Origin of the sequence: Vibrio sp. MA40-2 (assembly GCF_047302445.1) — a bacterium.
Taxonomy (GTDB): Bacteria; Pseudomonadota; Gammaproteobacteria; order Enterobacterales; family Vibrionaceae; genus Vibrio.
Genome location: NZ_CP178628.1, coordinates 1,020,195 through 1,034,520, shown reverse-complemented (window position 1 = coordinate 1,034,520; position 14,326 = coordinate 1,020,195). Strand labels below are relative to the sequence as shown.

Genomic DNA, 14,326 nt, shown 5'->3' with positions numbered 1-14,326 from the left:
ATTTATCCTGTTGTGCATTGCTGCTGAATGACAGCGACTAAATCGGGGTTCGATGCACTTCCCGAAACCATTATGTTACGAAATCCAAGTTGTTTTGCCAATTCTGATACTCTTTTGCTTGGCACAATCAGTCTTTGTCTAAAGAGCCATTCATGTTCTTCTTTAGGTATCCTGTTAAAGAAATAGCTCAATTGGTCGCCACTGGTCAACACTATTTGAGTAACATTGTTGTTTTTCCAATTTTTAACACTAGAGTGCCCATCAAATAAAAGAGGTTTACGTTGGTAGACTTCACAGTACTCAACATTGGCCCCCCTTTGTTCTAAGACGGTTCGGATGGTTTCCCTTCCTCCATTGCCTCTTAGTATGACTACTTTAGCGTTATTAATTTGTTGAAGATGAGGTAGAACTAATAAATGCTCACTATCACTCACCTCTGGACAGTGTACTTTCTGAGCCGTCACTTCGCTTAATTTATCCGCTGTTTTTTGACCAATCGCAAGATAACAAGTGGAATGAGGCCAAAATTGCCGTTGAGATTGCAGACTTTTATTCGCCCACTCGACCGCGGGTTTACTGACGGCAATCACAAAATTAGCCTCTTTCAGTAAATTGGCAACATGACCGCAACCCTGACTTGATGAAAAAGCAATCAATGGCTGATATACCACTTCTATACCTACAGCACCCAGCTCATCACATAACTGTTCACCGTCAGGACTTGGTCTTGTTATCAGCACTGCCATTTTTATTCATGTTCACTATACAATTTATCTAGAATATCTTTCGCACCATCGGCAAGTAACTGATTAGCCAATTGAACACCAAGTTTTTCTGCATTATTACGATCACCACGAATTTCACCACGGACAATTTTGCTTCCATCCGGCTCGCCAACTAACGCTCTCAGCCATATTTGATCACCATCGAGCAATGAGTAGCTGCCAATCGGGACCTGACATCCACCTTCTAGCGTTAAATTCATTGCACGCTCACATAGAACGCGATCTTGTGTATCGGTATGATTTAATGGTTTTAATAGATTTATAATACGCTCATCATCTATACGGCATTCAATTCCTACTGCACCTTGACCTACAGCAGGTAAAGACTGTTCTGGCTCTATGTAACTTCTAATTCTTTCTTCAAGTTTTAACCGTTTTAACCCTGCGGCGGCTAACACAATCGCATCATAATTACCCGCATCGAGTTTACCGAGACGAGTCCCAACATTGCCACGTAGTTCTTTGATAACGAGATCTGGGCGTGCTTCTTTTAACTGACACTGACGACGTAAACTGCAAGTTCCCACGACCGATCCCAAAGGCAATTCATCAATAGAGCCATAAGTATTAGAAACGAAAGCATCTCTTGGGTCATCTCGCTCACAAATAGTAACCAGGCCAAGCCCTTGAGGAAAATCAACTGGAACATCTTTCATGGAATGAACCGCAATATCAGCACGTCCTTCTAACATGGCTAACTCAAGCTCTTTAACAAATAACCCTTTCCCGCCAACTTTTGCCAATGGTGTATCAAGAATGATATCGCCTTTTGTCACCATGGTAATCAACTCAACCTCTAAACCTGGATGCGCAGCTTGTAGAGCGTCTCTAACATAATACGCCTGCCATAAAGCGAGAGGACTTTTACGAGTGGCAATTCTTACGGGGGTACTATCTTTCATGAAAAATTCCGAATATTTACTTATTAATTAACAACTGTACTATCATCCTACCATCCAAAGTAAATGACATATATCGAATGTTATTAGGTCTGATAAATTGTGCTTCTTTCTCTTATTTTTGACAAAAAATATGTGATACTCATCCCAACTATGGTTACACTTAGATTCATCTTGCTTATTCTGGTGAACTTAATCTTTACCTACATGAATAACCTAAATAATGAAATCAAGCGATATCCGTTCCAAATGGCGATATCTTTACTTTTTGAGTAAAAAATGTTAGATTGATCACGTTTTGTATGTCATAAAGAATAAAAACAGAACAGAATTTATCAAATCAAGGAACTACCTTGCGGGCTTATATTCAAACCATTATCAGTAGAATTGACTATCTGAACCGGCAGCGTATTGAACGTGCGCTGGCGATTATGGATCAACAAGCCAAGCAAGTTTTCAATTTAATTCCAACGCTTCTTCATTATAATAACCCTGCTATTCCAGGTTATTACAATAAACCCGTCCCATACGGCGTTCATTCTTTAGAACAAAACGACACACAAAAACAGTTTATTAAACAAGCCGCCTCCACTCAACAAGAAGCTATTCTGCCAGGAAACGATACGCCTATTCTAGGGCTTTATACCATGGGCAGTACCTCTTCTATTGGGCAAAGTACATCAAGTGACTTAGATGTATGGGTTTGTGTCTCCCCTAAAATGAGCCACGATGAACGTTCTCATCTTAGTAATAAATGCCTACTAATTACTGAATGGGCCAAAAACCTTGGTGTAGAAGCAAATTTCTTTTTAATGGATGAAGAGCGCTTCAGGAATAATTACTCTGAGGAAATGACGGGTGAAAACTGCGGCTCCTCTCAACATTTACTCTTGCTCGATGAGTTTTATCGCTCTGCTGTACGCCTAGCTGGCCAGCGGTTACTGTGGCAAATCGTTCCTCCTGAAATGGAGGAGTGTTATCAAGAATATGTCGATCAATTATGTGCCAATGGACACATTAATTGTCAAGATTGGATCGATTTCGGAGAGTTGAACCGAATCCCAGCAGAAGAGTATTTTGGCTCAAATTTGTGGCAACTATATAAAAGCATTGATTCCCCTTATAAATCCGTATTAAAAGCTATTCTTTTAGAAGCTTATTCTTGGGAATACCCCAATACTCAACTATTGAGTGTTGACAGTAAACGCCGATTTTTTGCTTATCAACCCGATTTGTACGGCATGGATTCTTATTATCTCATGCTTGACAAAGTTACCACTTATTTAGAACGCATTAACGATCACACTCGTTTAGACTTGGTACGGCGCTGCTTTTATCTTAAAACGCATGAAAAACTCTCCCGCACGCCAGGCCCAGGTTCTGTTGAATGGCGTCGTGAAGCTTTAGGCAAAATGACCAAGCACTGGAACTGGAATGAAGAGGTCATTAAGCAGTTAGATAATCGCCGTAATTGGAAAGTTGAACAAGTCAAAGTGGTTCACGATGGATTGCTTGATGCGTTGATGCTAAGTTATCGAAACTTAATCCAATTTGCTCGACGAAATGACATAACTTCCGCCATAAGTCCGCAAGATATCAGTATTCTGGCCAGAAAGCTCTATGCGGCTTTTGAGGTGCTACCCGGCAAAGTGACCTTATTAAACCCTCAAATATCACCAGATTTACACGAACCTGATCTCAGTTTTATTCAGGTTCCTCAAGGGCATACTAACCCTGAGGGTTGGTATCTTTATAAGCAACCACTGGTCGCCCACAGACTCATAGGCTCGAAAAATCTTGAGCATAATGAATATTTAAGCAAGTTAGTTTCATGGTCTTTTTTTAATGGCTTAATTACTGAATCAACACGACTACATTCTGTTGTTAGAAATGCACAGCTCGATATTGATAAGTTTTATCAAATGGTAAGTGATCTGCGCAATACTTTTTCTTTGCGAAAACGTCGCCCTTCAATGCAAGCTTTAGGCAGTCCTTGCGAAATAAGCCAACTGGCTATGTTCATTAATTTTGAAAATGACCCGAGTAGTCAATTTAATCCTCGTTCTCTCAAAATAGATGTTAAAAACATTGATATATTTAGTTTTGGTCAAGAAGCAATAAGCTTAGTTGGCAGTATTGATTTAGTTTATCGCAACTCATGGCACGAAGTGCGTACTATGCATTTTACGGGTGATAATTCGATTTTAACCGCACTAAAAACCATTCTAGCCAAAATGCACCAAGACGCACTTCCACCAGAATCGGTTGATGTTTTTTGCTACAGTAAAAACTTACGAGGCATCATTAGAAATACCGTTTATCAACTTCTTGCTGAATGTATAGATATGCGTCTAAAACCAGTAGAAGAACAAACTCATCGTAAATTTAAAGCAATAAAAATTGCCAATAAAATGTTCGGTCTTTTCTTCGAAAGACGCGGAGTCTCAGTACAAAAACTAGAAAATTCCATCGATTTTTATCGCAGCATTTCTACCAATAAACTTAAAGGTTCGCCATTAGCTTTACTTGATAAAGAAAGCGACTATCAGTTGCCGTCGGTGGTAGACAGTTATGCTAGTGAGGGATTAGTACAGTTCTTTTTTGAAGACACTACTGACGGTTTTAATATTTATGTTTTAGATGAAGAAAATTCTGTTGAGGTTTACCATCAGTTCAACGGCAGCAAAGATGACACAATTAACAACATTAATCGTTTTTATACCTCAAGCCACGATTCCGTATTTACCGACAATAGTTTGATCAATTTTAATTTGCCGCAATATTATCAAATCATTCACCCGGAAGATGGTGAAAGCAACAGCTATGTAGCGCCGTATCGCAACGATAACGCGATTCAATCCAAACCATCTAAAGCGGTAAATGCATAGAAATAAGTAAACACACTAAAGCGATGTTCAGTTAAATTATTTTTCTAAACAATTTAACTGAACACGATAACCGCTGTTCAAACCTGTTTTATTCCTCCCATTCAATCTCTTCGCTCGACTGTTTATTACATTCATTTTTTACAAATGAGAAAAATTCTACTCCTGTTTTCGAGCAAATCCATTTTTCATTGACGTAAGAGAAATGGAAACCACCAGATTTTGATGCTAACCAAATCTCTTTCATTGGTTCTTGCTTGTTTATAACTATTTGACTTCTATCATCAAATTCTAAATTCATTACATTGCCAACTATCTCATAATCAATATCAGCACCAGATTCATCGATCGCTTCTTCTAATCTGGTGAACACGGCATCGACTATTTGATGATATTCAGTATCATTCATCCTGCTCTATCCTATTGCTTTTCTTATTAGTAGTGCGATTATAGGGGGCATTGAATCAATAATCACGAATTGCATAATGAAAAAGACTATCGCACTACTTTGTTTGTTATCTACATTAGGTTTAACCGGTTGTGGAAACACTGGAGCACTCTATATTCCAGCAGACGCACCACAGAGCGACCAATCGCAATCGTAATATATTTAAGGAAACAAACCATTGGATTATTTTAATTATCAGGATGATGGCCAGCTGTGGGCTGAAGACGTCTCCTTAACCGCTTTAGAGAAACAATACGGCACCCCTCTATACGTATATTCCCGTGCGACACTAGAAAGGCACTGGAACGCGTTTGATAAATCGGTTGGCGCACACCCTCACCTTGTTTGTTATGCGGTGAAAGCAAATGGAAACCTAGGGGTATTAAATAGCCTAGCTCGTTTAGGATCTGGTTTTGATATTGTTTCAGGTGGTGAGTTAGAACGTGTTATAGCAGCCGGCGGAGACCCATCTAAAATCGTTTTTTCTGGTGTAGGTAAGACTGTCGATGAAATGAAAAAAGCGCTTGAACTTAACATTAAATGTTTTAACGTCGAATCTGAACCAGAACTTGAAAGACTGAATGCGGTCGCAGAATCAATGGGGGTTATTGCTCCTATATCTTTGCGCATTAACCCTGATGTCGACGCTAAAACTCACCCGTACATTTCTACAGGTTTACGTGACAATAAATTTGGTATCGCATTTGATCGTGCTCCAGATGTTTACCGTTTTGCAAACAGCTTACCTAATCTAAATGTACAAGGTATTGATTGTCATATCGGTTCTCAGCTTACGGACATTGATCCGTTTATCGATGCCACCGATCGTCTTTTAGCACTTATAGACCAACTTATTGCCGACGGCATTCATATAAAACACTTAGATGTTGGTGGAGGCCTAGGCGTAGTATACAAAGATGAGCTACCTCCTCAGCCTTCTGATTATGCGAAAGCTTTACTCGCTCGATTATCAAACCACTCTAATCTTGAGCTTATTTTTGAACCTGGCCGAGCCATTGCAGCGAATGCGGGTATTTTGCTAACCAAAGTTGAATACCTAAAACACACTGAATTTAAAAATTTTGCCGTTGTTGATGCGGCGATGAACGACTTAATGCGACCATCACTTTATTCAGCTTGGCAAAATATTGTTCCTGTTTCGCCAAGAGATGGAGAGTCAACGACGTATGATATTGTTGGCCCTATTTGTGAAACCGGTGATTTCTTAGGTAAAGATCGTGAGCTAATATTACAACAAGGTGATTTGTTGGCAATTCGATCTGCAGGGGCATACGGCTTCTCCATGTCATCTAACTATAATGCACGTCGACGCGCAGCTGAGGTAATGGTAGACGGACAAAAAACGCACCTGGTTCGTAAACGTGAAGAATATATCGACCTTTGGCGTGACGAACATATTTTACCGGAGTAATTAAATAACATGCATTTCCATTTTTCTAAAATGCACGGTCTAGGCAACGATTTTATGGTCGTTGATTGCATTACTCAAAATATGTTTTTTTCACCCGATCTTATCCGTCGATTAGCCGATAGAAATACAGGGGTCGGATTTGATCAACTATTAGTTGTAGAAGCTCCCTATGATCCTGAAACTGATTTCCACTATCGTATTTTTAATGCTGATGGAAGCGAAGTAGAACAATGTGGCAACGGTGCAAGATGTTTCGCGCGCTTTGTTCGCATGAAAGGACTAACCAATAAATTCAGCATTGGAGTCAGTACAAAAAAAGGCAAAATGGTCCTAAATATAGAAGAAGATGACTTGGTAAAGGTCAATATGGGTGAGCCCATTTTTGAACCAAGTAAAATTCCATTCAAAGCCAAGCAAGCTGAGAAAACGTATATAATACGAGTGAATGATCAGACTTTATTTTGTGGTGCAGTGAGCATGGGAAATCCACATGTTGTCACTGTGGTCGATGATATACAGACAGCCGATGTAGAGACTTTAGGCCCTTTATTAGAGTCCTATGAACGATTCCCTGAAAAAGCTAACGCTGGCTTTATGCAGGTCTTGGGCAGACAAGAGGTTAATCTTCGAGTCTATGAAAGAGGTGCAGGTGAAACACAAGCGTGCGGTAGCGGTGCTTGTGGTGCGGTTGCAGTTGGAATATCGCAAGGCTTGTTAGATGAAAAAGTAAAAGTCCACCTGCCAGGTGGAGATTTACTTATTGAATGGAAAGGCCCAGGGCATGTTCTGTATATGACAGGACCAGCAACACATGTGTATGACGGACAACTAACCTGTTAATTTATTGGCATAAAAGTAGAGGAATTATTTTGTCATTAATTGAAAAAAATAGGATAACGGAAGAAGTTGTAGCGGAGTATCTACTCGATCACCCAGACTTTTTCAGCACACGACAAGAGTTAGTCGAAAAAATGTCGCTGCCTATTCGTCAGCAAGGCGCCGTTTCATTAGTTGAAATTCAGCTACAACGTCAAAGGCAGAAAATTACTGAATTAGAGGAGGAAATCACCGAGTTAATGTCGATAGCCGCTAATAATGGGCAGCATTTTCATCGTTTTATGAGTCTCCAAGAAACCTTGCTTAAATGTGATACGCTAGACCAAGTTGTAGAAGCAATAAAGAGACTAGCCACCGACTTATCTCTAACGGCTTACTTCAAACTGATTAATGATGACAAGGCAAAATACCATATTAATAGTGAAGATTGGCAGCGATTTGCTATTAATCACTTCAATGGTAAAAACGTCTATCTAGGCAGGTTAAACAAAGCAGACCGTAATCTGTTATTTAAGAATAACTCATGCCCTGAACTCGGATCGTTTGTGATTTTACCTTTACAAACCGAAAAACCATTAGGGATAATTGCTTTCTCAAGTGATGATGGTGGTCACTTTCAACCGATGATGGATACTCTGTTTTTACGCCATTTAGCTGTCGTTGTCTCTCATCTAGTTACACTACTGAAGTGGTGTAATAAACCACAAGCTAGCAATGTCCTCAATCACACATCTGCCTAAGTGCCTCACGGACCCTCTTTCTCAGTTTTATGAATACTTAAGAACTGAGAAAGGGCTTAGTCCGCATACCCAAAAAAATTACCAGAAACAGCTAGAAATCATCACTATTCAATTGTTTGATCTAGGGGTAAAAAACTGGCAGCAAGTCGATGCAGCGTGGGTTCGTCAAATAGCAAGTAAAGGGATGCGACAAGGTATTAAGTCGAGTAGCCTAGCCACTCGTTTATCTTCTCTTCGAGCATTTTTTGACTTCTTGATTTTACGTAATGAATTAACAGCCAATCCAGCAAAAGGGGTTTCGACCCCAAAACGACAAAAGCCATTACCTAAAAATCTAGATGTAGATGAAGTTGGCCAATTGCTCGAAGTCGATGACAGTGATCCATTATCTGTACGTGATCGTGCAATGATGGAACTTATGTATGGCACAGGTATTCGTCTCGCTGAGTTAATTAATTTAGACGTCAAGCAAATTAGCAACCATGATGGTGAGATTAGAGTTATTGGTAAAGGAAACAAGGAACGAAAAGTACCTTTTTCTGGCCATGCCAAAGAAAGTGTTAATAAATGGTTAGCGGTCAGGCCTACGCTACTAAAAAATGACGAGCCTGCATTATTTATTTCCAAACTCGGTAAACGGATATCGGCACGAAATGTACAAAAAAGAATGGAACAGTGGGGACTAAAACAAGGAATTTCTAGCCATATTAGCCCTCATAAATTAAGGCATTCATTCGCTACTCATGTACTAGAATCAAGTAATAATCTTAGAGCGGTGCAAGAGTTGCTGGGACACGAGAACATATCAACAACACAAGTATACACACATTTAAATTTCCAGCATTTGGCTCAAGAATACGATAAGGCTCATCCTCGCGCTCATAAGAAAAAAGAGAAATAAATGCATATCTATCGAAGTTTTAATTCTATTAAAGCATTAAGTTTTGATCTTGATGACACTTTATACGATAACCGCCCAGTAATAATGAAAGTAGAAAGCGAAATGGAAACGTGGTTACACTCGAACCATCCTGTTTCAAAAACACTATCACGACAGCAGTGGCATACGATAAAACTTAAACTCGCCTCGTCTATTCCTAACTTGGTTCACGATGTAACCAAGTTGAGACAAACTCAGATTGAATATGGGCTAAAGCAATTGGGCTATAGTGATCTGCAAGCTAAAAACGCCGCTCAAGTAGGAATAGAATACGCTCTATGGCTAAGAAATAAGGTCGATGTACCTAACGAGTCTCATCAAACATTGAAATCTTTGGCTAAAAAATACCCCTTAGTCGCGATCACCAATGGTAATGTCAACGTTGAAAAAATAGGACTAAGCGACTACTTTGACTTTGTATTGCAAGCTGGTCCTGATGGCAGATCCAAACCTTACTCAGATATGTTTTCCACTGCAGCCAAACAGCTTAACTTACCTAAACAGAACATATTACATATAGGCGATCACCTGATTTCAGATGTTAGTGGAGCGAAACAATGCGGATATACCACATGTTGGATCAATACACTTAAATCACCACTTAATATGCAAAGTAAAATTAATGTATTACCTGATATCGAAATCGAACATATCAAAGAGTTAACGGAGTTTCTGTAGCTTAAGTTAGGTTGCATTCATTTAAATTGTGATAATTACGCAATATAAAGTCAGTTACAGAACTTTGTACCTTATCTAAAAATTAATAATAAAATGTAAGGTTTTTATTACTTTAGATAGGATTGTCGTTAATATAATCAAATATATATTTCGAACCAATACATGAGTCTGAAACATGGAACCAACAGAACCACACGATTTAGAACAACAACTTCAGTCTATTTTTCTGAAACATCCTGAGTTATTCAAGTTATTTCACGACACATGTTTTGATGGCGCATTTCTAAGTGACATAGAGCAGAACAACTTACTATGGATAAGCGATTGGTTTTGGACAAAGCTCGGTTACGAAACGGAACAAAGGTCCAACTCAATATCGCATTGGCATAAAGTAATTAATGAAGATGATTTAAAAACAGTACTGCATAACATCAAAGTACACTGTAATAATCCCAATATCCCTTTTGAGACAACAATCAGATATTCACATAAAGATGGTTCGACGGTATGGGTAAAATGCCGTGCTATAAGTATTACAGACGGCAATGGAAAGACCAGTAAAGTACTTGTTACACAAACGGACATTACTCAATTGAAGCAAGCCGAAGCACAGCTGGTAAAGCAAAAATTACAGCTAGAAAAACTGGTTAGGTACGATCAGCTCACTTCTTTATACAACAGCGTTGCATTACAAGAGATATTTTCACAACATTTATTGATTGCTGCCAGAGAACATATGCCCATATCTCTTGCGATGGTTGAGGTCGATAATTTCAAACAAATTAACGAACAGCTAGAGCGAGTAGAAGCGAATAAAATAATAATACAGATCACAACGACACTTAAAGATGTAGCCAGAGACAGTGATATTATAGGACGATTTGATGGCGATAAATTTATGGTTTTAATGTTCAATACCAACCATAAACAAGCCGAATTAGCATCAAACAGACTAAGAATAGGCGTACAAGAGTCGATAATCTTACCATCAAATAAAGTAACAGTGCATGTTGGTGTAGTTACCTTTGGTGAAAAAAGTATTGCAGGCATCGACCTCACAGCAGAAGAAATTTACCATCAAATGTTACAGTCCGTTGATAACGCACTTACTCGTGCCAAAAATAGCGACAAAAACTAAGACACAAAAAAGCCCTAGTCTAATGACTAGGGCTTAAATAATGGCGGAGAGATAGAGATTCGAACTCTAGGACGGTCGCCCGTCGCCTGATTTCAAGTCAGGTGCTTTCGGCCACTCAGCCATCTCTCCGCAAACTGTTCTAATTGAAATAATTATATAATAAATATACTTCAACTAGTTTTGTTTCTAGATTATCTAAAAACAAGAATTAAAGCCTGGCGATGTCCTACTCTCACATGGGGAAACCCCACACTACCATCGGCGCTATTGCGTTTCACTTCTGAGTTCGGCATGGGTTCAGGTGGGTCCACAATGCTATGGTCGCCAAGCAAAATTTTAAAATTCGGAAAGCTAATTATAAAAGTCTCTACACATTCAATGTTCTCTATCTGAGTCCACAAAACCCCTTGGGTGTTGTATGGTTAAGCCTCACGGGCAATTAGTACAGGTTAGCTCAATGCCTCGCAGCACTTACACACCCTGCCTATCAACGTTCTAGTCTCGAACAACCCTTTAGGACACGTAAAGTGCCAGGGAAGACTCATCTCAGGGCTCGCTTCGCGCTTAGATGCTTTCAGCGCTTATCGATTCCGAACTTAGCTACCGGGCAATGCCATTGGCATGACAACCCGAACACCAGAGGTTCGTCCACTCCGGTCCTCTCGTACTAGGAGCAGCCCCCTTCAATCTTCCAACGCCCACGGCAGATAGGGACCGAACTGTCTCACGACGTTCTAAACCCAGCTCGCGTACCACTTTAAATGGCGAACAGCCATACCCTTGGGACCGACTTCAGCCCCAGGATGTGATGAGCCGACATCGAGGTGCCAAACACCGCCGTCGATATGAACTCTTGGGCGGTATCAGCCTGTTATCCCCGGAGTACCTTTTATCCGTTGAGCGATGGCCCTTCCATTCAGAACCACCGGATCACTATGACCTGCTTTCGCACCTGCTCGAATTGTCATTCTCGCAGTCAAGCGGGCTTATGCCATTGCACTAACCACACGATGTCCAACCGTGTTTAGCCCACCTTCGTGCTCCTCCGTTACTCTTTGGGAGGAGACCGCCCCAGTCAAACTACCCACCAGGCACTGTCCTCATCCCCGATTAGGGGACTAAGTTAGAACATCAAGCATACAAGGGTGGTATTTCAAGGTTGACTCCACTCCATCTAGCGACGAAGTTTCATAGTCTCCCACCTATCCTACACATGTAGGGTCAATGTTCAGTGCCAAGCTGTAGTAAAGGTTCACGGGGTCTTTCCGTCTAGCCGCGGGTACACTGCATCTTCACAGCGATTTCAATTTCACTGAGTCTCGGGTGGAGACAGCGTGGCCATCATTACGCCATTCGTGCAGGTCGGAACTTACCCGACAAGGAATTTCGCTACCTTAGGACCGTTATAGTTACGGCCGCCGTTTACCGGGGCTTCGATCAAGAGCTTCGTCCTAAGACTAACCCCATCAATTAACCTTCCGGCACCGGGCAGGCGTCACACCGTATACGTCATCTTACGATTTTGCACAGTGCTGTGTTTTTAATAAACAGTTGCAGCCACCTGGTATCTGCGACTCCCAATAGCTCCATCCGCTAGGGATTTCACCGTCAAGAGCGTACCTTCTCCCGAAGTTACGGTACCATTTTGCCTAGTTCCTTCACCCGAGTTCTCTCAAGCGCCTTGGTATTCTCTACCCGACCACCTGTGTCGGTTTGGGGTACGATTCCTTATAATCTGAAGCTTAGAGGCTTTTCCTGGAAGTATGGCATCAATGACTTCATCACCGTAGTGACTCGACATCGGGTCTCAGCCTAATAATTTCCCGGATTTACCTAAGAAATTAGCCTACACCCTTGAACCTGGACTACCATCGCCAGGCCCACCTAGCCTTCTCCGTCCCCCCATCGCAATTATAAGAAGTACGGGAATATTAACCCGTTTCCCATCGACTACGCTTTTCAGCCTCGCCTTAGGGGTCGACTTACCCTGCCCCGATTAACGTTGGACAGGAACCCTTGGTCTTCCGGCGTGGGGGTTTTTCACCCCCATTATCGTTACTCATGTCAGCATTCGCACTTCTGATACCTCCAGCAAACCTTACAGTTCACCTTCAACGGCTTACAGAACGCTCCCCTACCCAATGAAGTAAACTTCATTGCCGCAGCTTCGGTGTATAGCTTAGCCCCGTTACATCTTCCGCGCAGGCCGACTCGACCAGTGAGCTATTACGCTTTCTTTAAATGATGGCTGCTTCTAAGCCAACATCCTGGCTGTCTGAGCCTTCCCACATCGTTTCCCACTTAGCTATACTTTGGGACCTTAGCTGGCGGTCTGGGTTGTTTCCCTCTCCACGACGGACGTTAGCACCCGCCGTGTGTCTCCCGGATAGTACTTACTGGTATTCGGAGTTTGCAAAGGGTTGGTAAGTCGGGATGACCCCCTAGCCTTAACAGTGCTCTACCCCCAGTAGTATTCGTCCGAGGCGCTACCTAAATAGCTTTCGGGGAGAACCAGCTATCTCCAGGTTTGATTGGCCTTTCACCCCTAGCCACAAGTCATCCGCTAATTTTTCAACATTAGTCGGTTCGGTCCTCCAGTTGATGTTACTCAACCTTCAACCTGCCCATGGCTAGATCACCTGGTTTCGGGTCTATACCTAGCAACTCGACGCCCAGTTAAGACTCGGTTTCCCTACGGCTCCCCTATTCGGTTAACCTTGCTACTAAATATAAGTCGCTGACCCATTATACAAAAGGTACGCAGTCACACCAAAAAGGTGCTCCTACTGCTTGTACGTACACGGTTTCAGGTTCTATTTCACTCCCCTCACAGGGGTTCTTTTCGCCTTTCCCTCACGGTACTGGTTCACTATCGGTCAGTCAGTAGTATTTAGCCTTGGAGGATGGTCCCCCCATATTCAAACAGGATATCACGTGTCCCGCCTTACTCGTTTTCACTTAAAATGACGTGTCGGTTACGGGGCTATCACCCTGTATCGCGATACTTTCCAGAATCTTCACCTGCATCATTAAAAGCTTAAGGGCTAGTCCAATTTCGCTCGCCGCTACTTTCGGAATCTCGGTTGATTTCTACTCCTCCGGGTACTTAGATGTTTCAGTTCCCCGGGTTTGCCTTATTAACCTATGTATTCAGTTAATAATACTAGCTTATGCTAGTGGGTTTCCCCATTCAGAAATCCCAGACTCAAACGGTTATTACTACCTAATCTGGGCTTATCGCAAGTTATTACGTCTTTCATCGCCTCTGACTGCCAAGGCATCCACCGTGTACGCTTAGTCACTTAACCATACAACCCCAAGGGGTTTCTTTTTACTGTCACTTACGTGACGATAAATAAGCGTATGGCAAACAACCAAGGTGTTTATTGTTGTCTCATTATTTGAATGAGCGAGACAACGTTCGATTTTGCCGGACTCAAATATAAACAGCTTTCGCTGTTTCCAAGAACACTTGAATGTGTGTTGGTACCTATCACTCATAATGAGTCATAGGATTTGAGAACTTTTATTTGAATAATTCAAT

General features: G+C 41.4%; 11 protein-coding genes, 1 tRNA gene and 2 rRNA genes. 8 read left to right on the top strand and 6 right to left on the bottom strand.

All coding sequences use genetic code 11. The annotated features are described in order from the left end of the window. Positions 1-2 precede the first annotated feature (2 nt). Entirely contained in the window at positions 3-746 is a 744-nt protein-coding gene (locus ACLKML_RS12395; protein WP_413285565.1) for a uroporphyrinogen-III synthase, read from the bottom strand. Positions 747-748: 2 nt separating this feature from the next. After that, positions 749-1,687 carry a hydroxymethylbilane synthase gene (gene hemC / locus ACLKML_RS12390; protein WP_413285564.1) on the bottom strand — a complete coding sequence of 313 codons (939 nt, stop codon included), beginning with the start codon at positions 1,685-1,687 and terminating at the stop codon, positions 749-751. Positions 1,688-2,037: 350 nt separating this feature from the next. Between hemC and ACLKML_RS12385 the strand changes: the two genes are divergently transcribed. Beyond that, positions 2,038-4,572, top strand: a complete 2,535-nt coding sequence (locus tag ACLKML_RS12385) for a class I adenylate cyclase (RefSeq protein ID WP_413285563.1) — start codon at positions 2,038-2,040, stop codon at positions 4,570-4,572. A gap of 88 nt (positions 4,573-4,660) precedes the next feature. Here ACLKML_RS12385 and cyaY read toward each other — a convergent pair whose 3' ends face one another. Continuing rightward, complete coding sequence (gene cyaY / locus ACLKML_RS12380) at positions 4,661-4,978, bottom strand: iron donor protein CyaY (protein WP_317718495.1); 318 nt, start codon at positions 4,976-4,978, stop codon at positions 4,661-4,663. 76 nt (positions 4,979-5,054) lie between these two features. Between cyaY and lptM the strand changes: the two genes are divergently transcribed. From lptM to ACLKML_RS12345, 7 genes are all read left to right on the top strand, one after another. Beyond that, entirely contained in the window at positions 5,055-5,174 is a 120-nt protein-coding gene (gene lptM, locus ACLKML_RS12375) for an LPS translocon maturation chaperone LptM (protein ID WP_411572430.1), read from the top strand. A 21-nt stretch (positions 5,175-5,195) separates the two neighbouring features. Then, a complete protein-coding gene (lysA, locus tag ACLKML_RS12370; RefSeq protein WP_413285562.1) occupies positions 5,196-6,449 on the top strand; it encodes a diaminopimelate decarboxylase in 1,254 nt (417 codons plus the stop codon). Between the two features lie 9 nt (positions 6,450-6,458). Next, the gene (gene dapF / locus ACLKML_RS12365; RefSeq protein ID WP_413285561.1) at positions 6,459-7,289 is read left to right on the top strand and encodes a diaminopimelate epimerase; all 831 of its coding nucleotides are present in this window, start codon (positions 6,459-6,461) and stop codon (positions 7,287-7,289) included. Between the two features lie 29 nt (positions 7,290-7,318). Continuing rightward, a complete protein-coding gene (locus ACLKML_RS12360; RefSeq protein WP_413285560.1) occupies positions 7,319-8,026 on the top strand; it encodes a DUF484 family protein in 708 nt (235 codons plus the stop codon). Continuing rightward, complete coding sequence (xerC, locus tag ACLKML_RS12355; protein ID WP_413285559.1) at positions 8,001-8,927, top strand: tyrosine recombinase XerC; 927 nt, start codon at positions 8,001-8,003, stop codon at positions 8,925-8,927. The genes ACLKML_RS12360 and xerC overlap by 26 nt, the downstream gene beginning before the upstream one ends. Further along, complete coding sequence (yigB, locus tag ACLKML_RS12350; RefSeq protein ID WP_413285558.1) at positions 8,928-9,644, top strand: 5-amino-6-(5-phospho-D-ribitylamino)uracil phosphatase YigB; 717 nt, start codon at positions 8,928-8,930, stop codon at positions 9,642-9,644. Positions 9,645-9,819: 175 nt separating this feature from the next. Beyond that, positions 9,820-10,782: a diguanylate cyclase gene (locus ACLKML_RS12345; RefSeq protein WP_413285557.1), complete on the top strand. Its 963-nt coding sequence runs from the start codon at positions 9,820-9,822 to the stop codon at positions 10,780-10,782. 41 nt (positions 10,783-10,823) lie between these two features. On the opposite strand, the gene ACLKML_RS12340 is transcribed toward ACLKML_RS12345, so the two are convergent. The 3 genes from ACLKML_RS12340 to ACLKML_RS12330 all read right to left on the bottom strand — a co-directional run bounded on the left by ACLKML_RS12340 (position 10,824) and on the right by ACLKML_RS12330 (position 14,090). Then, positions 10,824-10,911, bottom strand: a tRNA-Ser gene (locus tag ACLKML_RS12340). Positions 10,912-10,995: 84 nt separating this feature from the next. Beyond that, a 5S ribosomal RNA gene (rrf, locus tag ACLKML_RS12335) occupies positions 10,996-11,111 on the bottom strand. Between the two features lie 89 nt (positions 11,112-11,200). Continuing rightward, positions 11,201-14,090 (bottom strand): 23S ribosomal RNA (locus ACLKML_RS12330). Between the last annotated feature and the right edge of the window lie 236 nt (positions 14,091-14,326).

Bases quoted from the DNA above. Each gene is read 5' to 3' on its own strand.
- dapF (WP_413285561.1), top strand. From the start codon at position 6,459: ATGCATTTCCATTTTTCTAAAATGCACGGTCTAGGCAACGATTTTATG.
- cyaY (WP_317718495.1), bottom strand. From the start codon at position 4,978: ATGAATGATACTGAATATCATCAAATAGTCGATGCCGTGTTCACCAGA.
- ACLKML_RS12345 (WP_413285557.1), top strand. From the start codon at position 9,820: ATGGAACCAACAGAACCACACGATTTAGAACAACAACTTCAGTCTATT.
- hemC (WP_413285564.1), bottom strand. From the start codon at position 1,687: ATGAAAGATAGTACCCCCGTAAGAATTGCCACTCGTAAAAGTCCTCTC.
- yigB (WP_413285558.1), top strand. From the start codon at position 8,928: ATGCATATCTATCGAAGTTTTAATTCTATTAAAGCATTAAGTTTTGAT.
- ACLKML_RS12395 (WP_413285565.1), bottom strand. From the start codon at position 746: ATGGCAGTGCTGATAACAAGACCAAGTCCTGACGGTGAACAGTTATGT.
- xerC (WP_413285559.1), top strand. From the start codon at position 8,001: ATGTCCTCAATCACACATCTGCCTAAGTGCCTCACGGACCCTCTTTCT.
- lptM (WP_411572430.1), top strand. From the start codon at position 5,055: ATGAAAAAGACTATCGCACTACTTTGTTTGTTATCTACATTAGGTTTA.